The 18,856-nt window shown below is 63.8% G+C and carries 20 protein-coding genes and 1 tRNA gene; 9 read left to right on the plus strand and 12 right to left on the minus strand.

Features of this window, described 5'->3' with window-relative positions; genetic code table 11:
* Positions 1-41: 41 nt before the first annotated feature.
* Together SH412_RS08290 and ygfZ are read left to right on the plus strand one after the other, a co-directional pair.
* Positions 42-863, plus strand: coding sequence for a glycerophosphodiester phosphodiesterase (locus SH412_RS08290; protein ID WP_336523037.1), 822 nt, complete (start codon positions 42-44; stop codon positions 861-863).
* 46 nt (positions 864-909) lie between these two features.
* Complete coding sequence (ygfZ, locus tag SH412_RS08295) at positions 910-1,902, plus strand: CAF17-like 4Fe-4S cluster assembly/insertion protein YgfZ (RefSeq protein ID WP_336523038.1); 993 nt, start codon at positions 910-912, stop codon at positions 1,900-1,902.
* A gap of 206 nt (positions 1,903-2,108) precedes the next feature.
* On the opposite strand, the gene SH412_RS08300 is transcribed toward ygfZ, so the two are convergent.
* Complete coding sequence (locus SH412_RS08300; protein WP_336523039.1) at positions 2,109-3,206, minus strand: prenyltransferase/squalene oxidase repeat-containing protein; 1,098 nt, start codon at positions 3,204-3,206, stop codon at positions 2,109-2,111.
* Positions 3,207-3,445: 239 nt separating this feature from the next.
* Entirely contained in the window at positions 3,446-3,931 is a 486-nt protein-coding gene (locus SH412_RS08305; protein ID WP_336523040.1) for a hypothetical protein, read from the minus strand.
* Between SH412_RS08305 and SH412_RS08310 the strand changes: the two genes are divergently transcribed.
* Positions 3,930-4,208: a hypothetical protein gene (locus tag SH412_RS08310; protein WP_336523041.1), complete on the plus strand. Its 279-nt coding sequence runs from the start codon at positions 3,930-3,932 to the stop codon at positions 4,206-4,208. The genes SH412_RS08305 and SH412_RS08310 overlap by 2 nt on opposite strands.
* A gap of 254 nt (positions 4,209-4,462) precedes the next feature.
* Here SH412_RS08310 and SH412_RS08315 read toward each other — a convergent pair.
* The 4 genes from SH412_RS08315 to SH412_RS08330 all read right to left on the minus strand — a co-directional run bounded on the left by SH412_RS08315 (position 4,463) and on the right by SH412_RS08330 (position 7,776).
* A tRNA-Lys gene (locus SH412_RS08315) sits at positions 4,463-4,535 on the minus strand.
* A gap of 68 nt (positions 4,536-4,603) precedes the next feature.
* Positions 4,604-6,595 carry a hypothetical protein gene (locus tag SH412_RS08320; RefSeq protein ID WP_336523042.1) on the minus strand — a complete coding sequence of 664 codons (1,992 nt, stop codon included), beginning with the start codon at positions 6,593-6,595 and terminating at the stop codon, positions 4,604-4,606.
* A 27-nt stretch (positions 6,596-6,622) separates the two neighbouring features.
* The gene (gene fhcD / locus SH412_RS08325) at positions 6,623-7,549 is read right to left on the minus strand and encodes a formylmethanofuran--tetrahydromethanopterin N-formyltransferase (protein ID WP_336523043.1); all 927 of its coding nucleotides are present in this window, start codon (positions 7,547-7,549) and stop codon (positions 6,623-6,625) included.
* A gap of 74 nt (positions 7,550-7,623) precedes the next feature.
* Positions 7,624-7,776, minus strand: a complete 153-nt coding sequence (locus SH412_RS08330) for a hypothetical protein (protein WP_336523044.1) — start codon at positions 7,774-7,776, stop codon at positions 7,624-7,626.
* A 395-nt stretch (positions 7,777-8,171) separates the two neighbouring features.
* Between SH412_RS08330 and SH412_RS08335 the strand changes: the two genes are divergently transcribed.
* Entirely contained in the window at positions 8,172-8,843 is a 672-nt protein-coding gene (locus SH412_RS08335; protein WP_336523045.1) for a hypothetical protein, read from the plus strand.
* A gap of 14 nt (positions 8,844-8,857) precedes the next feature.
* Here SH412_RS08335 and SH412_RS08340 read toward each other — a convergent pair whose 3' ends face one another.
* Both SH412_RS08340 and SH412_RS08345 read right to left on the minus strand, forming a co-directional pair.
* Positions 8,858-9,748 carry a rhomboid family intramembrane serine protease gene (locus tag SH412_RS08340; RefSeq protein ID WP_336523046.1) on the minus strand — a complete coding sequence of 297 codons (891 nt, stop codon included), beginning with the start codon at positions 9,746-9,748 and terminating at the stop codon, positions 8,858-8,860.
* Between the two features lie 221 nt (positions 9,749-9,969).
* Positions 9,970-10,899: a hypothetical protein gene (locus tag SH412_RS08345; RefSeq protein ID WP_336523047.1), complete on the minus strand. Its 930-nt coding sequence runs from the start codon at positions 10,897-10,899 to the stop codon at positions 9,970-9,972.
* Positions 10,900-11,231: 332 nt separating this feature from the next.
* Between SH412_RS08345 and SH412_RS08350 the strand changes: the two genes are divergently transcribed.
* Together SH412_RS08350 and hisS are read left to right on the plus strand one after the other, a co-directional pair.
* The gene (locus SH412_RS08350) at positions 11,232-11,675 is read left to right on the plus strand and encodes a YkgJ family cysteine cluster protein (RefSeq protein ID WP_336523048.1); all 444 of its coding nucleotides are present in this window, start codon (positions 11,232-11,234) and stop codon (positions 11,673-11,675) included.
* Between the two features lie 133 nt (positions 11,676-11,808).
* On the plus strand, positions 11,809-13,062 hold the full coding sequence (gene hisS / locus SH412_RS08355) for a histidine--tRNA ligase (protein ID WP_419555793.1): 1,254 nt from the start codon (positions 11,809-11,811) through the stop codon (positions 13,060-13,062).
* Positions 13,063-13,151: 89 nt separating this feature from the next.
* Here hisS and SH412_RS08360 read toward each other — a convergent pair whose 3' ends face one another.
* Together SH412_RS08360 and SH412_RS08365 are read right to left on the minus strand one after the other, a co-directional pair.
* Positions 13,152-13,448: a type II toxin -antitoxin system TacA 1-like antitoxin gene (locus SH412_RS08360; protein ID WP_336523050.1), complete on the minus strand. Its 297-nt coding sequence runs from the start codon at positions 13,446-13,448 to the stop codon at positions 13,152-13,154.
* A gap of 259 nt (positions 13,449-13,707) precedes the next feature.
* Positions 13,708-14,355, minus strand: a complete 648-nt coding sequence (locus SH412_RS08365) for a M50 family metallopeptidase (RefSeq protein WP_336523051.1) — start codon at positions 14,353-14,355, stop codon at positions 13,708-13,710.
* Positions 14,356-14,987: 632 nt separating this feature from the next.
* On the opposite strand from SH412_RS08365, the gene SH412_RS08370 reads away from it, so the two are divergent.
* The 3 genes from SH412_RS08370 (at position 14,988) to SH412_RS08380 (ending at position 16,501) form a co-directional block, all read left to right on the plus strand.
* On the plus strand, positions 14,988-15,722 hold the full coding sequence (locus tag SH412_RS08370; protein ID WP_336523052.1) for a lysophospholipid acyltransferase family protein: 735 nt from the start codon (positions 14,988-14,990) through the stop codon (positions 15,720-15,722).
* Positions 15,679-15,975 (plus strand): RNA recognition motif domain-containing protein, encoded by a 297-nt coding sequence (locus SH412_RS08375; protein WP_336523053.1) that lies wholly within the window; start codon positions 15,679-15,681, stop codon positions 15,973-15,975. Before SH412_RS08370 ends, SH412_RS08375 begins: the two co-directional genes overlap by 44 nt.
* Positions 15,976-16,153: 178 nt before the next feature.
* Positions 16,154-16,501, plus strand: a complete 348-nt coding sequence (locus tag SH412_RS08380) for an RNA recognition motif domain-containing protein (RefSeq protein ID WP_336523054.1) — start codon at positions 16,154-16,156, stop codon at positions 16,499-16,501.
* 523 nt (positions 16,502-17,024) lie between these two features.
* Here SH412_RS08380 and SH412_RS08385 read toward each other — a convergent pair.
* Together SH412_RS08385 and bufB are read right to left on the minus strand one after the other, a co-directional pair.
* Positions 17,025-17,879 carry an HvfC/BufC N-terminal domain-containing protein gene (locus SH412_RS08385; protein ID WP_336523055.1) on the minus strand — a complete coding sequence of 285 codons (855 nt, stop codon included), beginning with the start codon at positions 17,877-17,879 and terminating at the stop codon, positions 17,025-17,027.
* A gap of 1 nt (position 17,880) precedes the next feature.
* Complete coding sequence (gene bufB, locus SH412_RS08390) at positions 17,881-18,819, minus strand: MNIO family bufferin maturase (RefSeq protein WP_336523056.1); 939 nt, start codon at positions 18,817-18,819, stop codon at positions 17,881-17,883.
* Between the last annotated feature and the right edge of the window lie 37 nt (positions 18,820-18,856).

Consider the following 18,856-nt stretch of genomic DNA (forward strand, 5'->3'; position numbering starts at 1 on the left):
CATTTTCTTATTTACGTCCACCCGATGTCGAGACGAAATCCATGCGATTGCAGATCTTTCTGGCCACGCTGATGCTGACAACCAGTTCCTTCGCGAACGCTGCGGAGCAGGTCGAAGTGGAAATCACAGGACATCGCGGCGCCTCGTACGACGCCCCCGAAAACACGCTCTCCTCCGTCCGGCTCGGCTGGGAACAGAACGCCGACTCGGTCGAGATCGACGTCTGGCTGTCGAAAGACGGCCACATCGTCCTCTCTCACGATAAGGACACGAAGAAGTGCGCCGGCGTCGACAAGCTCGTCGTCGACCAGACCCTCGCCGAACTTCGCCAGCTCGACGTCGGCCAATGGAAGAATGAAAAGTACGCCGGGGAGCGGATGCCGGTCCTCAGCGAAGTCCTGCCGACGATCCCGACCGGCAAGCGCCTGCTGATCGAGATCAAGTGCGGCCCCGAAATCGTGCCGACGCTCGTCAAGGAACTTCGGGCCGCCGGTCGCCGGCCCGCGGAAACGGCCGTCATCTGCTTCAACGCGGACGTGGTCGCTGCGATGAAGGAAGCCCGACCCGATCTGCAGGTCTACTGGCTCGTAGGGTTGAAGCAGGATAAAAAGAGCGGCGCCTGGTCGCACACCGCCGAACAACTCGTCGAGAAGGCCAAAGAACTGCACGCCGACGGCGTCGATCTGTCCGCCTGCGATGCCATTACGCCGGCCTTCGGCAAAACCATCAAAGACGCCGGTCTGAAACTGCTCGTCTGGACGGTCAACGATCCCAAAGTGGCGAAGCAGATGATCGCCGCCGGCGTCGAAGGGATCACCACCGACCGACCGGCCTGGTTGCGGGAACAGCTCGGCCTGCAATAATGCCGGTGAGCGTTGGGAGTTGAACGTCGAGACGAGGCGGCGGTTGATGCAGACGTTGGCGGAGCAGGCAGTCGCAGCCCGCACTGGGGCGATTGTGTTCGATGTCTCCGATCGGACGCAGATCGAACTGCGTGGCGTGGATCGGGTCAAGTTCCTGCACAATTTCTGCACGCAGGACATCAAGGCCCTGCCGGTCGGGCAGGGATGCGAGGCCTTCGTCTGCAACGCAATGGGCCGTGTGCTGGGATACATCGCCGTTTTCGCGGCTGAAGACGGCCTCTGGATCGAGACTGTGCCAGGCGTCGAAGCGGCCCTGCTGGCGCATTTCGACAAGTACCTGATCCGCGAAGACGTGGAACTGCACGGCCGCGCAGATGAGCTGGGCGAACTATGGCTGGCCGGTCCGCAGGTCCCCGACCATCTGTCGGCTCTGTTCCCCGGATTCGCCGGAGATGATGCCCCTCTCCTGAGTCAGCAAACCTTCGTGTGGGGCGGTCAGCCAATGCGCCTGCGCCGGATTGACTGGCTCGGCTCCGCCGGCTGGCTGATAAGTGGCTCGCAAGAGGCGATCAAGCGGCTGCAAACCGCCCTCGTCGAGCGCGGCGTGATCGCGGGCGCCGCGGAAGTCCTCGAATCGTTGCGGATCGAAGCCGGTTTCCCGACGTACGGCCAGGATCTGACCGCCGACAACCTCTCGCAGGAGGCCGCCCGGACCGAACGGAGCATCTCGTTCAAAAAGGGCTGCTATCTGGGCCAGGAACCAGTCGCCCGGCTGGATGCCCTGGGACATACGAACAAAGAACTTCGGCGACTGCGCTGGGAAGGGACCGCCGTGCCGGCGCCCGGGACGCCGATCATGGACCCCGATTCCGACCAGCCCGCTGGCCTGATCACCTCAGCGGCCCCCGTCCACGACGCCCAGCCCCCCGCCATCGCCGCCATCGCGATGGTCAAAACGAAATGGAATTCTCCGGGCACGCCCGTGAAGTTCGCGACCGACCCGCCGACCATCGCCCTCGTCTTGCCCGCCGCGGTCTGATCGATTCTTCAGTTCGTCCGCAGACGTGAGCCCGCCCCGACTCATCTCCGCGGGAGATCATCCGCTGATGCTTCGCCCGAGTCGCCCCCCAGCGACAGCCCCCCAGACCTTGCCCGGCCTGTTGGAGTGATCTCCTTATCCCTTGATCACATCCACATTGGAACTCGGGTCGCGTTCTGGCGAGGGCGCGATGGCTTGCGGCCGGTTCAGCGGCTGCGAACCAGCCCCAGGACCGCCCACGCGCTGCCCGCGCCGGTGATCGGGATCAGACTGTCGGCGCCGTCGTCTCCGGGTTTGGTCGGACGGGATGTCATGGCCCAGGAACCGTTCGCACGCTGGGACTTGATCAAGGATGCGCGGCCCCGCTCGATCGAGAGATCGTCTGATCCCAGTCCTGCCTGAGCGAGGGCATACAGCGCCTGGCCGGTGGCCCACGCATCGCTGGGCATGCTGTCGGCCTGCCTCCATCCGCCATCGGCCTGCTGCCGCTCCTTGATCAGCCGGACGAGCGGCTCCCACTCGGCCGCCGGCCGGCGGAGTCGCGCCCCGAGGATGACGCGGACGGCCAGCGATTGAGGATCGTTGTCGGATGGAGTTTCCGCCAGCCAGCGCAGACCCTTGTCCCGAGCGGCGATGACAGTCTGATCTTCGGCCGCCGACGCAGACGAAAGGGCCAGCGTCGCGAGGGCGGTCATGCTCTCATCGGAGTTCCCGAAAATCGGCGGGCGGGTGTTGGGCCAGGAAAACCACTGCCCGTTTTCACCCTGATCGCGGACGATGGTCTGCAGCATCAATCGCTGTCCTTGCCGGGACACGTGCGCGGGATTCGGATCGGCGGCGAGTCCGAGAGCGAACCAGACCGCCTTGGCATTGAGCGCCTTGGGTATCCCGTCGGGGCGCGGAACGCCGGTTCGCCCGTCGCCGGACTCGGCCACCCACCGGGTGAGTTCAGCCAGAGCGGGTTCATCGACCTTGGAACCGCTCTGGCGGGCTTCCTGCATCGCCCAGATCACCAGCGCCGCGTGATGGCATGAAACGCAGTTGTGCTTGGCCTTCCACGCCGCCGCATCCTGGACCAGAAAGTTGAGGCCGCGCGAGATTGCGGCGTCGACTTCACGGGCGTGTACGGCGGGCTCCTCGGCGGAGGCCGTGGTTGACAGCATTCCCAGGACGATTCCAACGATCCAGCGCATGTCGGGCTCTCCAAGGGCCAGCAGCTCGACTGCTGAAGTCGCACTGGCGAACACTCGAACTCGGTCGCCAGTCGCCTGCTGGATGCTATTCCGCCGCAGGATCAGCGTCACGGAAAATCTTCGGGACCGGCAGATGACTTGAACTGGCGCGAGCGGGTTCGCGGTCGCAACATGGGGAACTGCCTGTAATCCCGGCCCCGGTCAGCGGCGAGATTCGATCTGGCCGGGGCTTTCTTGTTCGCCCGCCTGCAGTTGCGGTTGTTTGGCTGCGAGGCTTTGCGTTTGACGGGCTTCCGCAGTCACTCGACATTCAGGCTGGCCGATGCGTCTGCTGCTATCCTGGGAGGTCGCTACCGGCACCGGATATTTCCGGGGTGAATGTCGTTGAGAAATACGCCAAACCGCTGAAGAGCGTAGAAGACCAGCCTCACCGTTCGGTAGTCGTCATCGAATCTGTCCCGCAAATCCTCTTCCCATGCCAGCCATCCTTCGGCATCCAGGTGAATTGGCTCGTCCAGACCGGCCGTGGCGAAGTCGAGCACGAATGGAGCGGAGACGATTGTCATTTCGACCACGAGAAGCGTATTTTCGTGGTCCGTGATTGTGGGCACGTTGAATCCGGCGACCTTCTGGACGGCACGTTCCATCAGTCTCAGGTAGACGTCGCGTTCCCGGCGATAGTGGGCAGCATACCTGAACACCTTGATGGCGGTCGCCCGGTCGGTCCCGAGAACGATCCCTTCCTGTCCGCTGCCAAGTCGATCCGAGATTGTCAGGCGTCGCTGCCGGATGTAGAGTTCGGCTCGTTCTTCCGGAGTAAGTGAAGGGGAAGTCATGGAAGCCGCGGTTCCTGCGTTCGAAGCCTATTCCGCCGAAGTCCGGTTGGAGCTGCAGGCAGGCGGCAAAGTCTTCGCATTGGCGAGTGTCGGGCCGGATGAGATCGTGGCGCAAAACGACTTCGACCTTGAGCGGTCGCTGGACTGCTGCAACGCGAAGATCGTCATGAGCGTGGACGGCAAGCGGTTCTCCTGGGACGTCCGCCTTCCGAACGGCGTGAATCCGCTCCATCCCGTGATCGAGATGGAACGCCTCGGAAGTATGCAGCGAATCTGACCGAGGACGCAATCGCCGGGCGGAAACGAAAGAAGGCCGCGGATCTCTCTAGTTCGACGAGAAGATTGCGGCACACGTGGTGTGCGCATGGCTCGGGCAACAGCGCAGCCGTTGCTCACCGGCATTCTCTGCAGGTGACCGACAAGCACTTCGCAACGGCCGCGAAAGCGACTCCGTCAGCGACGGAAATACGCCGCCATCAGCAATAGTCGATGCTGGAAGCCCTTGTCTTGCAAGGGTTTCTGGCGAAACAATGAGCGTGCTGGGACTCGAACCCAGGACCTACGGATTAAAAGTCCGTTGCTCTACCGGCTGAGCTACACGCTCCCTCTCTCAGGGACCGCAGACGATACCCGGAGGTTCGCCGCGCTGCAACATTCCCCGGACTTCAAAACTCACTTCTCCACCCGATCGACCGCCGCTCTTGCCGATTGCTCCTGCAGCGCGGAAACACGCGCCGCCGTCCAGCGTTCCTGTCGCAGAATCTGGCCGCTCCCCGGATCAGTCACCGTGAATTCGAGCTGGGCCGTCCCGAACGGCAGTTCCGGGGCCAGCCATAGATCGCTCCGATAACGCAGCGGCGAGGCTCCCTCGCTCGCGGCGAACTCCAGTTGCGCTGCCGCTCGCTGGCACCGGAATGCATCCCGGCGGACTTTCGTATGGACATAGCGAAACGTGCCCCCGTGGTACTGCTTCAACAGCGGCAGGCCGCGCACCAGCGCCAGATCAGCCATTTGCGCGGAAAGTTCCACTTGGTCGTCCAGCCAGACCAGACATTTCCCAGGCGTTTCGCCCGCTTCGAAGCGCGCCCGGTCAATTGCGAACCGCTGGACCCGGTCGGGTTGCCCGGGGGTCGCGAATCGCGATTCGATCTCCGTGCAGAGCCTGCCGCGGACTTCGCGGTTGCTCAGAGCGGAGAGTCTCCATCGCCTGACTTCACCCAGGGCGCCCGGAGACGTGAATTCCACAAACTGCACGCCATCCGCGGCGTCCGGAACCCGATCGAACCAGGTCCATAGCGTGCGGGGCAGGGGAGGGGGCGGTTCCGAGTAGTCGATCCAGCCCAGCCGCTCCATCTGGCGGAAGAGCCACGGCTGCTGCCACGGCTGCCCGAGCGGCTCCCACGCCGAAAAGACCGACACAGCCATCAACGGCAACGCCAGCCACCGGCCGCCGGGCAATCGCCACAGCGCGTCAAATCCCGCCGGCAGCGCCAGCAGCCAGAACGGAACCAGCCAGAGCATCCATCGCAGGGCGCAGCTCACGCCGCCATAATTGTAGTTCCCCGTCCGAGTCAGGTAGAAGCCGAGCACGATCACCGTCAGCCCGGTCCCGCTCAGGGCCAGCGTCCGCAGGAGACCCGCACCCGGGGCCCGCGGACGGAACCAGCTCACCACGACCAGCAGCCAGACCGGCGTCAGCGACCAGAGGCCGTGATGTCCGATGAGACAGTGCATCAGATAGACCGGCGGCGAATCGAGGTTCCGATCGACCCCCTGCGGGTGCATCCAATAGCTCGGCTCGCCGTCGATGACAAAGAGATACTGTTCCGAACCATACCCGGCATACGCCGGTTTCCAGTGGCCGGTCGCCAGCCAGTTCGTCCCCAGAAACGCTGCACACATCACCGCGGCCCCAGGCACAAAACCCTCCATCGCGGCCGCCGGCCAGCGCCAGAGGCACAGCCCCAGGAGCAACGCCGCCAGTGCCGCGGCCGGCAGCTCGTTGCAGACCGTCCACCCCGCCGCCAGCCCGCACACCAGCAGCCACAGCATCCGTCGGAGTCCAGTGACTTCGCTGGCTTTCATCAGCGACCAGAGAGCCACCACGACGCTCGCCGCCGCCACCGTATGGTTGTTGAGCGTCGAAAGAAACGGAGTCAGCAGCGTCCCGAAGCACGCCATTCCAAACGTCGCCACTCGGGCCAGCGAACTGGCCGCCAACCGTTCCAGCAGACCGGCCAGGCAGATCAGACTCAGACAGAACGGCAACCAGTTGAGCACGATCAGCGTCGCTGCCGCGACCGGCTGAGTCGAGGTCGTCAGGTTCCAGCCGGTGATCCGCTCGACACACCACGTCACCCCCGCCGCAACCGTCGCCAGCAGCGGAGGCTTGGTCGAATAGAAGTGCCCGTCGACGTGAATCAGATCGATCGTATTCCAGCCCGGTCGCTGCCGGATTTCGTCGATGCGATACGTCCCCTGCTCGAGCAGCGCCGCAATCGTGCACCAGCGGGAACGATCGTTGGCGCTCTGCAACGGTTGCGATCGAACGATCACCGCCAGATGGACGCAGGCCGCAATGAGTCCGATCCACAGATAGACCGACCGCCGCCAGACCAGATCGGCGTCGCGGGTTCCAGACTCGGCGGGCGGGAGAGAACTCATACGGGCGTCTGATCCAGTGTCAACGAGTCAGCTCATCAGGTCGCGCAGCCGGAAATGGTGCGGCCCCAGCTTGCCGCCATAATTGCCCGCGGTGATCAGCGTCAGATCGGGACACGCCGCCGCCGCATGCAGACCGGCCCGCATGGAGGCCGCAACCGCCTCCGCCGTCAAACCGTCGACGACGATCTCATACATTGCCCCGGTCCCGGCCGGCAGCGACGTCGGCGTCACTGGCGCCAGCGAGGGGCAGTATGCGTCGTTCGTGCTGGCCTTGAGAGTCTTGTACCGCGAGCCCACCTTGCTGCCGCTCCGGACGATCCCGCCGGGAAACGGAAGAATCACATCCGCAACGCTGCGAGCCGCCGCAGCCGCCAACTTGGTGGCCTGCAGCGCGGCGGCCTGCGTTCGACCGGCGATCAGCAGGTTCCCTCCGGCAACTCCTTTGACCGTCCCGAAGCGATCCTCGCACACGAACTCCCCGTCCATCACCGGGATCCGCCAGAACCGCCGGCCGCCGATCACTTTCGACGCCTGAAACCCGTCCCCGAAAAACCGGATCTGCCCGCCGACCGAAACCTGCTTGTCGGCGGGAGCCTCCAGCAGCCCCGCGTAACAGGCGGTCGTCGGGCATGTCAGCAGGCACTGCCCGACGCGATTGACCAGCGCCGCCGCCAGCCGGTCTCGACTGAAGGCGAACGCCAGGATGCTCACACCAGGCCGACCGTCCCAGGTCTCTTCACCGCTCAGCCGACGCTCAATCGCGGTCTCCAGATCGCAGGCAATCACGCTGGTGGCATAGCCGCAAAAGACGTTCGCCGCCGTCTCGACCCACTCTTCGTCAATCGCCGTCACGATCAGCCGCGCAGCAGTCATCGGAAACGCCTCGGCGAACGTATCGTCCACAGGGGTTCCGGACAGAGTCAGCGCGGGGGGCAGCAAGGAAGGAGTCGTCACCGGGGCCTCAAGCGGTCAGAGTGCCCCCGCATGATACCCGGCGACGGACGCGGACCGCGAGCGCAACCGGGCAACTACCGGTGCGCAGCGCTCTTCATCAGCGCGTAGCCCAGCAGGGCCACTCCGGCCAGAATTGCGGCGTACCCGTCCGGGCCCAGATTGTGCCAGTAGCCCAGCGCAAAGCGGTGATAGAAGTGAAAGTGATCGTAGACGTAATCTAACAGCATCGGGAATCTCCGCCGCTCCTCGGCCCACTTGGGAACCCTACGTCACAATTCGCGGCGAAGTTCGCAATTTCCGCGGGGCGTGTCTTCGATTTCGCCCGGAATCGCGCCGGAGTTTGCCGATTGCGCGGATTCTGATACCGCCAGACGCCTGCCGCAGTCGCCCGGAATCTGTCAAACTTTGGCGTTTATTCGGGTCGTAGCGATTTTCCGCCGCGATACCGAAAGGAGACCGTCGGAGGCGGGCGCCGCACCGCAAACTCGCCCCCCGACTGACCGATAAGTTCTGATGAGCTTCGGAAAATCGCTCCCTGGGGCGGGGGGCGATGTCCGGAACTCAGACCGCGTTCGAGGGTGGGCTCGCGCGGCACGCAACGAGGCGGCAGGGAAGCCGGACCATGCGCTTCAATCGTCGTCATTGGATGTTCCTGCTGGGATTCGTCGGCGTGTCCGGCCTCTGCGGCTGCCGGATTCCGTCCTATAAGGCCGCCTTCTGGGGCGAACGGCCCGATCGCTACGAAAGGCTGGAAGTCGTCTATCGGGCGCATGCGTCCGACCGGCTGGCGCTGCTCCCCCCCTCCGAAATCCGCCAGGTCTCGGCGACAGGCGCAGAAACCTCCGCTCGCGACTGGTATCGCCCGGTCCTGACCGTCACAGCTCCCCATCCCGACGGCCGCGAAGATCAGGCGCTCGCCGTCCTCTGCCTCGAACCGGTCGCCGACTGCCCCGACTGCGTCCGCACTCCCGTCGTCGAGCGGCTCCGCGAGCGGCGGCATCTGGCGCGGCTCCGGCAACAATTGTTTCGCGAGCGGGTCGGCATCGAGCACGAACCGGCCTCCCGCGAAATCGCCCGGATGGACATCTCCCAGCACGAAGTCGAAGAACTGGTCGGTCGTCTCCGCGAAGACGGCTACTTCCAGCCGCGCCCCGAAAAATCGGGATCGGCCGAACTGGAAGTCCGCCTGAATCAGCAGTGGCTCGCTCGCGACTGGCCCTACGAAAGCTCGCTCGACAGCCTGGTGCAGCAACTGCTCGACAATCGCACTCCGGCCCTTCCGGACGTGAAATAGCCGCGCATCGCAGTCTACTTGCGATCCTTGTACCGCTGACTCGCACGCTCCATCAGCGCACGCTCCTGACGCGTCAGGCTCTCCGTCCCCTGCTCGTGAATCTTCGCCAGGATCCGGTCCACCTCGGCGTCCAGATTTTCCGGCTCGGGATCCGGATGGTAGACCCTCAACCGTTCGCCCCGATTCGGTCGCATCAGTTGCGACGTCCAGCGGCGCGCCCCCCCCCGCGTCCACCAGCCCGTCAGGCTCCAGCCGTACTTGTAGTACAGAAAACCAAACAGCAGGCCGCCGAGGTGCGCCATGTGCGCGACCCCGCCGCGGGCGAAATCTCCGCGCATGTCCGTCAGGACCGGCAGCAGATCCATCAGCACGTAGAGCGCCACCAGCACCCGGATTTCGAGCTGGATCAGCCCGAACAGAAACACCTTCTGACGCGGGTAATGGCACGCGTACAACATCACGGTGGCCATCACCGCCCCGGAGGCCCCCAGCATCGGCGCAAACTCGCGATTGAACAGCCCCCACGCCGCATACAGCGAGCCGGCGACGATCGCCGACGCCAGGTAAAAGACCGTAAACTCCACGCGCCCGTACAGCCGCTCCATCTCCCGCCCGAAGGAGTACAGAAACAGCATGTTGAAGATGATGTGGAACAGCGAATCGCGGCTGTGGAGAAACGCATACGTCAGCAGACGCCACACCTGCCCCTGCAGCACATACGGCGGATACATCACCCCCCACTCTTCGAGCGGCGACAGCGATCCGCGCCCGGGAAGCAGCCACTGACCGAGAAACGCCGCGATCGTGACGATGATCAGCGCACGCGTCGCAGGCGCTTCGACCATCCAGCCCGGCGGCCGCTGGCCGTAGTCCTCACGCACGTATTCGCGGTTCTGAATCCCCATCGACTCTCCGCAGCCCGCCGGCTGCTCCTCCTGCCTTCGACGGCGTCCTCGGCAGCTCCACGTCGACGATCATCGAGATCCGCCGAAGTATCCGCCTCGCAGAATCATGGTCGGCCGCACGTGCGGCGACAAGGGGGGACGCATCGCCCGACCGCAGATTCTCGTCCGGCGCAAACGGACTCTCGCCCGATTTCGGCGTCGCGCCGGTCCGCAGAAATCTTCTACGGCCGACCCGCAACGCTCGGCGCGGGTTGGGGCAGCTTCCCGACGGACTGTACGTTGTCCGACTTGATCCGATCCACGTCCTGCTGCAGCGCCAACAGTTCGCGCCGCAGCCGGTCGACTTCGATCAGCAGGCCGTTTCGCAGCTCTTCCGATTCTTCGACGGCCGCCACCAGACCCGCCCGGTACTCGGTCGCAAGCTGCTCGTCCTGCGGCAACTGATCGCCGCCGATCAGTTCGGCGATCCGCTGCGCATGCTGGTCTTTGGCTTCCGCAATCAGCTTGTCCTGGATCTGCAGCGTCTGTCGCCGGGCGCCGAGCAGTTCGTCGGCCCGCACCAGCGCCAGCTCCATATCGTCAAACAGCTTGGTCGTCGTCGCCGGAATCGTCGTTCGCCACCGCCAGTTGGCCCCCTTCCACGTCGCGATTTCCTCGGGACGCACGCGAAAATTCGGACGCATCAGCGACTGAGCGTCCAAGGCCGTTTCGACGCTGAAGTCGCCCCGGTAGATCGAAGTCCCGTCCGGCTGCAGCTCAAAGCCATACAGCCACTGCCCCTCTTTCAGCCCCACATTCTTGCCGATGTTGATCTGCAGCTTGCCCCCCGCGGGATCGGCGATCTGCGTCGGCACCATGTCGGAAAACGGCCCCCAGAACGTCGTCGCGCGGTGCAGCTCTTCCTGCTGACGCTCAAGCTCCGCCTTCGCATCCCGCACTTTGGGAGCCAGCTCCTCATACTGCTTCGTCGCCTTGGCCAGCTTCGCCGTCCAACTGTTCCGGACCTGAATCAGCTTGGCTGTGCAATACGTGGCGCCGAGCCCGGCGAATACCACCAGCCACGCCAGAACCTTGCCCCAGAAATTCATATTTCGTTCCTGCACGAGCCCGGACCATGCCTGCTCGCTGTTATCGTCCTGCGTCGCGATCATCCGCCAGCACGGTTCCGCCGACCGGCGCACCCGTCACATCGCGCAGCCACGCCCCCGAATGGGACGTCAGCACTTCAAATTCGCCGCATTCCCTCGACTCACGATGATAAGAGTCCCGGAAAACGACGGTCAAGCACAAAGCGCCGGTCCGGAAAACCGGGCGAACCTTGGCGCCGGAACGCTCCGATTACGCCGACGGCCCCGGAATTCCTCAAGCGACCCGGCCCGCCCCCGCCCCCCGCAGCGACAGCATACCCTCCCCCCGCGCGAATCGGTACACTTTCCCCGAACCTGTTTCGCCACCCATCCCTCGATCCTGCAAAAGGTTCGGCATGGCCCGCCGCAAACTGCACCGCGACAATCTCAAACCGGGCGAGGTCCTCTGCGCCTATTGCACCGCCCGCTGCTGCCGCTACTTCGCTCTGCCGATTGAAACTCCCACCACCTGGGAGGATTTCGATCACATGCGCTGGTACATCATGCACGGCCGGACCGCCATTTTTGTCGACGAGGGCTCCTGGTTCCTGCTTGTCTACGGCGACTGCGAGCACCTGCTCCCGAACAATTTCTGCGGCTTTTACGAGAACCGCCCGCAGATCTGCCGGACCTACTCCACCGAAAACTGCGAATTCGAAAACGAAGGCTGCTACGACAAATACTTCGAAACTTCCCAGCAGATCTGGGAATACGCCGAGGCCGTCCTGCCGCTCAAGGCCCGTCCGAAACCCAAAGCCGGCCAGCCGCCGCTCCCCCAGTTGCCCGTCATCAGCGTCTAGCAACCACTGCGTGGCGCTGGTTCGGCCTTTCGTCCGACCTCCCTCCGTGCGATCAGAAAGTCTTCCGTCCGTGGCCGATAAGCTCATCACCCCGCAGCTCCTCAAGGGTTTCCGCGACTATCTCCCCTCGGCCATGCTGAATCGCGAGCGGCTGATCGAGATCGCCCGTCGGGTCTATCGCAGTTACGGCTTCAGCCCCATCGATACCCCCGCCCTCGAATACGCCGAGATCCTTCTCGGCAAAGGAGGCGATGAGTCCGACAAACAGCTTTTCCGTTTCCTCGACGCGGGCGAACGCGACGTCGCACTCCGCTTCGATCTGACCGTTCCCTTCGCACGCTTCACCGCTCAGCATCTCGCTGAACTGGGCACCCCGTTCAAGCGGTATCACATCGCCCCCGTCTGGCGCGGTGAAAAGCCCCAGAAAGGCCGCTACCGCGAATTCCTGCAGTGCGACTTCGATACGATCGGCACCGAGTCCAACGCGGCCGATATCGAAACGCTCCTCGTCATCCACGACCTGATGGTTGCGCTCGGCTTCGAACGCTTTCAGATCCGCGTCAATAACCGCCTCGTGCTCAGCGGCGTCCTGGCGCAGCTCGGCGTCGCAGAACTGTCCGTTGGCATCCTGCGCGCCCTCGACAAGCTCGCCAAAATTGGGGCCGACGCCGTCGTCGAAGAGATGGTTCAGAAGGTCGGCGTCACCGAGCCGCAGGCCCGCCAGGTCCTGCAGGCCACCCGCCCCGATATCACTCTCGAAGAACTCGAACAGCTCCTGGCCGGCAACGAAGCCGGTCTGCTCGGCGTCACCCGGCTCAAAGAGCTGTTCGCCGTCGCCGCTCAGTCGGGGATTCCCGCCGAGCGCATCCAGCTCGACGTCTCCATCGCCCGCGGTCTCGACTACTACACGGGAACCATCTACGAAACCTTCCTGAGCGATCTGCCGGGGATCGGCAGCGTCTGTTCGGGCGGTCGGTATGACAACCTCGCCGGCCTGTTTACGAAGGAACGCCTGCCCGGCGTCGGCGCCAGCCTCGGCCTCGACCGCCTGCTCGCCGCCATGGAAGAATTAAAACTTCTCGCTCCGGCCTCGACGCCAGCCCCCGTCCTGGTCACCCAGTTCGACGCCGGCCGAATCGGCGACTACATCCGGATCGGCCGCGTGCTCCGCGCTGCGGGCATCAACACCGAAGTCTTTCCAGACTCCAAAGCCCTCGGCAAGCAACTCAAGTACGCCAACGCCAAAGGCTTCGCCATCGCCCTGATCGCCGGCAGCAACGAATTCGAACAGGGCGTCTGGCAGGTCAAAGACCTCCGGTCAGGCCAAGCCACCCAGACGCCGGAAGCCGAGTTGGTTGGCGTCGTCCAGGGGCTGCTCGCACTGTAACCGGCTGGCATTTCGCGTCACGACATTTCAGGCGGATGTCAAGTTGGTCCTCGTGCGTCACGGCCGTGCTTCGCGCGACGGGAGGTGCCTCACCTTCGTCCCTGCATCAGCGTCCCAAGTTGCTTCTGGGCAGGAGTCAACTCTGCCGGAGCGTGCAGCGCCTGCCAGAATGCCAGTTGTTCCTCGGCACTCAACGAAATCGTCTGCCGGCGCGCCGCCTCGACTTCCCGATGTGCCTGGGGAATCGTCACGGCGCGGACGTAGTCGCTGACACTGATTCGTCGAAGCTCCGCCGCCTGCACAAGCAGGCTCTGGCTGTCCGCATCCAGGTAGACCGCCAGAGCGCGGGTGTCAGACTTGTCAGCGGACTTGGAATGACGCGGCATGACCTCGACTTCTCCCTCGAAATTGTATTGCAGGCAGCAAAACGCTGACGCCCGTTCGGAAAAGACCTGCAGGTTCCGAGACTTGTTTCTCGCATAGCGCCGGGGTGACTGCCGCTGACTTGAGTAAAACACCGCCACCGGCAACTGCTTCATTCACTCCGTGTCTTCCGAGTTCTCCCTGGTTCCAATTCTTCTCCCCGATTCGCGTCCATTCGTGAAATTCGTGGTGAACTCTTTTCTGGCTTCTCAGCTCCGCGAATCATTCCGCCGCCAGCGCCGCCGCGATCGCCGCCTGCCCGGCGACCCAGATCGCCAGCGCCAACCAGCGCACTGTGATCGACGCCCAGCCGATTCCGCCGGTACGAACAGCCGTCATGCGTAACCCCAGTTCCCGGCGGCACAGCAGATACCCCGGAATCGCCAGCAGCAGCCCGATCGCGATCAGCACCGGATACGGCCATCCGAGCGACAGCAGCACCCCGGTGTCTGTCAGCGATTCTCCTCCGCCAGCCGCCAGATACGCGCCATTCGCCAGCAGACAGAATCCGACCAGCAGACGCAGGTCCCCCGCGATTCTCGGAACCGCCCTGTGAATTGCGGCCCACGCTCCCAGCGGCAGCAGGCAACCCGACAGAAAGCCTCCCCAGACGACCCAGTGCGGATGCGGATTCGGCTCCACGAGCGTGTGCCCCAGCGCGCCAGGTCGCAAATCGGTCGAAACGACTTCACCCCCGGTCAGCCAGGCGGCAAGTCCGTGTCCGAGCTCGTGCGTCAGCAGCATCAGCACCCACAGCCAGCCGCCGTCAACGGTCAGCCGGGCGAGCCAGCGACCATACGGAAACCTCGACAACCCCGTGGCCGTATTCGTCCCATTCTGCGTGGAATCCATCGGATGATTGTCGGGCACCGGATCGATCCCTCGCAGCAATCCTTGGAAAACCAGTCGCCAGCGGAGATCTCCGGATGCATCCGCGACCGGATTCTGATAAAATAGCTCGTCCTGAACGCACCGTTCAATTCATCCAAGGGAACATCTCATCGCTAAAAACCGCAACACCTTCGCCAAGCGTCAACGAGAGCAGGACAAGCGCCAGCGTGCGGACGACAAGCGTCTGAAACGCGATCGGAAACTCGGAATGCCGGAGACCACCGACCAGAATTCCATGTTTCCCACCTTGGGGCTCCCCCCCTCGATTCTGCCGAAATCCGCGGATTCCAAGGATTCTGGCCTTCCCGACTGATGCCAGACCTGCTAGCCTGCTCAGCGTTGGTGAAAAATCCCCGGAAAGTCTGCTGTCTCGTTCTTCGACGATCGTCCTGAGTTGAGTTCTGAAATTGACTCCTCAGTCCGTCTCCGTCCTGACGACCTTGGCCGATTCTTTGCGGGAGTTGTGTTGCTTCCGAAGCTCTGAAGTCCGGCCCTTTCGTTCCGCAAATCGGCGAATTCCTCCGTACTCCCGGCCTTCTCTTTCCCTGCTCGTTGTTTGTTGGCCGCGACGGATGCGGCACTGGCTGGCGCACTTGCGGATTCGAAATGCGATGATTGAACGGTGCCTGGCGTGGCTCGCTGTAGCCGCCGCCCGCGGCCTGTTCGCCACCGTCCGACGTCAATTGCACTACGCCGATCCGGCTCAAAGTCCATACCTCCCCCCTGCAGAAACCACCTGTATCTACAGCGTCTGGCATGATTCGCTGCTGATGCCCCTCTTTCTGGGACGGCAACCCGCCACCAAAGCTCTGGTCGGACGGCATCAGGACGGCACCTTCCTCGCGAATTCGCTCGCAGCACTGGGGATCTCCAGCGTCCGCGGTTCGAGTTCCAAAGGGGGCGCCGAAGCCGTTCGCCAGTTGCTGAACGAAACTCAGGGGAGCCATATCGTCCTGACACCGGACGGACCCCGCGGTCCGCGCCGCACCATGAAATCGGGGGTCGCCTATCTGGCGTCCCGTACTGGAAAACCAGTCATCCCCACCGCTTTTGCCTGTCGCAGCTCCTGGTCCTGGGGCGCCGGCTGGACCGACCTGGTCGTGCCCAAGCCGGGAACATTGATTGTCGCGATGGCGGGAGAAGGAATCTTCATTCCCCCCGACGCCACCCGCGACGAACTGGAACAATGCACGCTGCGAATCCAGGCCGAAATGGATCGCCTGAATACACAAGCCGCCGAGATGGTCGTTGCGAACGTCGCAGCCCGCACCCCGGCGGAATCTCCGAAGGATACTGTTTCGAGTGACGCAAATCTTTGTAGGCAATCTTGCCTACACCACCACTGAGCGCGAGTTGCGTTCGGTATTTGAACACTATGGACGTGTTTCGTCCGTCAGACTGGTTCTCGATCGACAGACAGGAAACGCCCGCGGATTCGCCTTTATTGGCATGCCGCGCTGGGACGACGCCGATGAAGCCATCACCCGGCTCAACGGCGCCAGCCTCGCGGGGCGGCAACTGGTTGTGAACGAAGCCCAGTCGGAATCGAATCGACCAACCCGGCAATCAGCCGCAGACAGCTTCTTGCAACGTCTGTAGTTCGACTCGCCACACGAAGATTGTTTTTTGGAAGCACGCTGCATCGGTGTCATCGATGCAGCAGATCGGAGGGCCGCCGCACGCGTAGCGACGGCCAGGATTTGAGTCTCGTCTCGCAACGACCGGTCCTTTTCGGATGTCGGGTTCGGCAGGACGTCTCGGAAGAGGACTGAGGAAGATGGCTACGAAACTGTATGTGGGCAATCTGACGTACGACACGACCAACAGCACGCTGGAAGAAATGTTCTCCAGCTTCGGCGAGGTTCGTTCGGCCCAGGTTGTCATGGACCGCGACACCGGTCGCTCCAAGGGCTTTGGCTTCGTCGAATTCGGCGACGCCCAGGCCGCCAGCGCCGCCATCGCTGCGATGAACGGCAAAGACGTCGGCGGTCGCTCGCTGACCGTCAACGAAGCCCGTCCTCGCGAAGAGCGTAGCGGCGGCGGCGGCGGTTATGGTGGCGGCGGCGGCGGCCGTTCCGGCGGCGGCGGCGGATACGGCGGCGGTGGCGGCGGCCGTCGCTACTAAGCGACCCGCGGCGATCAGCCGTTGAGATTCTCAAACAGCAGCCGGAACGTTCGCGTCCCGGCTGCTGTTTTTGTTGAGAGTCGAGGGACCGTCAACCACGGTCTTCTATTCACTTCGATGTTGATGGATTCTCGGGTATTCGCCGCGATTGACGGGCTCAGAGATTACTGACATCCGTGGTTCGGAGTGTTCGCGGAGTATCCAATGTGCGTGAGATCGTCGCGAACATCGGAGACTCGCCCGGTCAAGGCATCGTCTCGACTGAGCTCGTTGAGCAGCGGAAGAATCACCCGAAGATCCAGCGGCGCCTGTCGCCTGGCAAGATGTGACATAGCAGTCAGGGCAGCGCACCTGAGTGGGAATCTTTGATCCTGAAGATTCTCAACGCGAAGCCCCGCGACCCATGCGACGTCCGGTTCGTGAAGAGCTGCACTCAGTAACGCTTCAACACGGTCTGCCGGATTGTCACTGCAGAGCGATAATTCAAGCTCTGGGCGGCAGGTCTTCGTAGTGCATCGTCACATCACTCCGATTCAGTCCGGCACACCAATTCCAGTCTCGAATTCATGCCACGAAACAGCGGCGCCGCCGCCCACGCCTCAAACCACTCTCCAACCGACCGCAGCATCGCCGCCGTGATCTCCCCGTCGCCGAAGACTTCTGTCAGCGCCGCACCGACCCCCTCGCTGGCCTGCAGCCGCTCCAGCAGGGCAAACGCCAGCGGCTCGACAGCGAACCGCCGCACCACATAGTCCCGCCGCGTGATCACCAGGCACGTCAGCTCCTCCGCCGGAACTTCCCAGGCCTCTCCCCGCCGCACCGCCGTGATCAGACCGTGAACGGGCAGCGGCAACCGAACCAGCCGCACGCAGGCATGAAACGTCAGCCGGGCTCCGGCAAACTGCTCCGGCGATACCTGCTTCGGATCGAACGCCGGCAATTCCTCCGGCCCGGACCCGTCGAAGACCTCGCTGTAGATCCGCTCCACCCGCGCCGTCTCAATCAACGCATCCGCAAAGTCCAGCCCGGCCCCCTCCGCATCCCGCGAAGGTCGAACCGACCGCAGAAACTTCGGAAACCCGGCCCCCAGATCCCCCAGGGTGTAGCTTCGCGAAGGACGCGTTTCCAGATACCCCTGCGCCAGTGCCGCGAAGGACTCTTCTCCCGCCAGAGCCGCGGTCGCCGGAAACTCCGCCCGCAGACACTCCAGCAGCCGCGCCACATACGCCGACTGGTAGATCCCCAGCCGCTGCCGGCCCGAAAGCTGACTCGAAGCCGTCAGCACGTTGTCAACAGCCGCCTCACCGCCCGCCGCTCGCGGATGACGAATCTGCTCCTGCATCCACCGCTGCAATTCCTCCACGCGCCCGGCCGCCATCTCACTCGGCCTCCATCGCCACCAGCACCACCGGCTGCGGCGGCGTCGCCCGCTCCATGTCCGCAGTCGCGCAACCGACTTCTCGCCGCTCTTCCTCTGCGAGACCCGATACCCGATTCCCGATACCCGCCCCCCTCGCCTTCATCACCTCCGCATGCACCTCCGGAAACGAAGGGATCTTCGCATCCCATTCCAGCAGCGTCGAAACGCCCCCCGTCAGCCGCTCGGCCTCGCGATACAAGTCCCACACCGCCGCGACCACCCGACCGTCGTGGGTGTCGATCACGTGCGTACCGCAGTCAGTATGCCCCGCCAGATGCATCTGGACCACCGCGTCCGCCGGAACGCTCCGCAGATACTCCCGCGGATCGAACTCGTGATTCCGCGCTGAGACATAGACATTATTCACGTCCAGCAGCAGCCCGCAGCCTGTTTCCGCGACCAGGGCCGACAGAAACGCCGGCTCGCTCAGCGTCGACTCCCGGAACTCGACATAAGTGCTCGGATTCTCCAGCACCAGCGGCCGTTCAAGAACATCCTGCACGACTCGCACCCGTTCCGCGACGTGCCGCAACGACTCCTCAGTCAGCGGCAGCGGCAGCAGATCGTGCGTGTTGATCCCCGCGACGCCGGTCCAGCACAGGTGGTCCGAGACCCACACCGCTCGAATCTCGGTCGCCAGACGCTTGAGTTTCGCCAGGTACTCGAAATCCAGCGGATCGCTGCTGCCGATCGACAGCGAGACCCCGTGCATGACCACCGGATACCGTTCCGCAACCTGGTCGAGCACCCACCGCGGCCGACCGCGCGAGTCGAGAAAATTCTCGCTGATCGCCTCGAACCAGTCGACCGCAGGCCAGTGCTGCAGCAGGTACGGAAAATGGACCGTCCGCAGCCCGACCCCCAGCCCCAGATTTGGCAGGCCGAGTCGCGGCGGCATGGGGAGGGCTCCTCGAATGATCGCGACACCCCGCAGT

Origin of the sequence: Planctellipticum variicoloris, assembly GCF_030622045.1 — a bacterium.
GTDB classification, from domain to species: Bacteria; Planctomycetota; Planctomycetia; order Planctomycetales; family Planctomycetaceae; genus Planctellipticum; species Planctellipticum variicoloris.

Bases quoted from the DNA above. Each gene is read 5' to 3' on its own strand.
- SH412_RS08345 (WP_336523047.1), bottom strand. From the start codon at position 10,899: ATGATCGCGACGCAGGACGATAACAGCGAGCAGGCATGGTCCGGGCTC.
- bufB (WP_336523056.1), bottom strand. From the start codon at position 18,819: ATGCCGCCGCGACTCGGCCTGCCAAATCTGGGGCTGGGGGTCGGGCTG.
- SH412_RS08330 (WP_336523044.1), bottom strand. From the start codon at position 7,776: ATGCTGTTAGATTACGTCTACGATCACTTTCACTTCTATCACCGCTTT.
- SH412_RS08305 (WP_336523040.1), bottom strand. From the start codon at position 3,931: ATGACTTCCCCTTCACTTACTCCGGAAGAACGAGCCGAACTCTACATC.
- SH412_RS08385 (WP_336523055.1), bottom strand. From the start codon at position 17,879: ATGGCGGCCGGGCGCGTGGAGGAATTGCAGCGGTGGATGCAGGAGCAG.
- SH412_RS08290 (WP_336523037.1), top strand. From the start codon at position 42: ATGCGATTGCAGATCTTTCTGGCCACGCTGATGCTGACAACCAGTTCC.
- hisS (WP_419555793.1), top strand. From the start codon at position 11,809: ATGCTGAATCGCGAGCGGCTGATCGAGATCGCCCGTCGGGTCTATCGC.
- SH412_RS08310 (WP_336523041.1), top strand. From the start codon at position 3,930: ATGGAAGCCGCGGTTCCTGCGTTCGAAGCCTATTCCGCCGAAGTCCGG.
- SH412_RS08360 (WP_336523050.1), bottom strand. From the start codon at position 13,448: ATGCCGCGTCATTCCAAGTCCGCTGACAAGTCTGACACCCGCGCTCTG.
- SH412_RS08340 (WP_336523046.1), bottom strand. From the start codon at position 9,748: ATGGGGATTCAGAACCGCGAATACGTGCGTGAGGACTACGGCCAGCGG.
- SH412_RS08370 (WP_336523052.1), top strand. From the start codon at position 14,988: ATGATTGAACGGTGCCTGGCGTGGCTCGCTGTAGCCGCCGCCCGCGGC.
- SH412_RS08320 (WP_336523042.1), bottom strand. From the start codon at position 6,595: ATGAGTTCTCTCCCGCCCGCCGAGTCTGGAACCCGCGACGCCGATCTG.
- SH412_RS08380 (WP_336523054.1), top strand. From the start codon at position 16,154: ATGGCTACGAAACTGTATGTGGGCAATCTGACGTACGACACGACCAAC.
- ygfZ (WP_336523038.1), top strand. From the start codon at position 910: ATGCAGACGTTGGCGGAGCAGGCAGTCGCAGCCCGCACTGGGGCGATT.
- SH412_RS08350 (WP_336523048.1), top strand. From the start codon at position 11,232: ATGGCCCGCCGCAAACTGCACCGCGACAATCTCAAACCGGGCGAGGTC.
- SH412_RS08335 (WP_336523045.1), top strand. From the start codon at position 8,172: ATGCGCTTCAATCGTCGTCATTGGATGTTCCTGCTGGGATTCGTCGGC.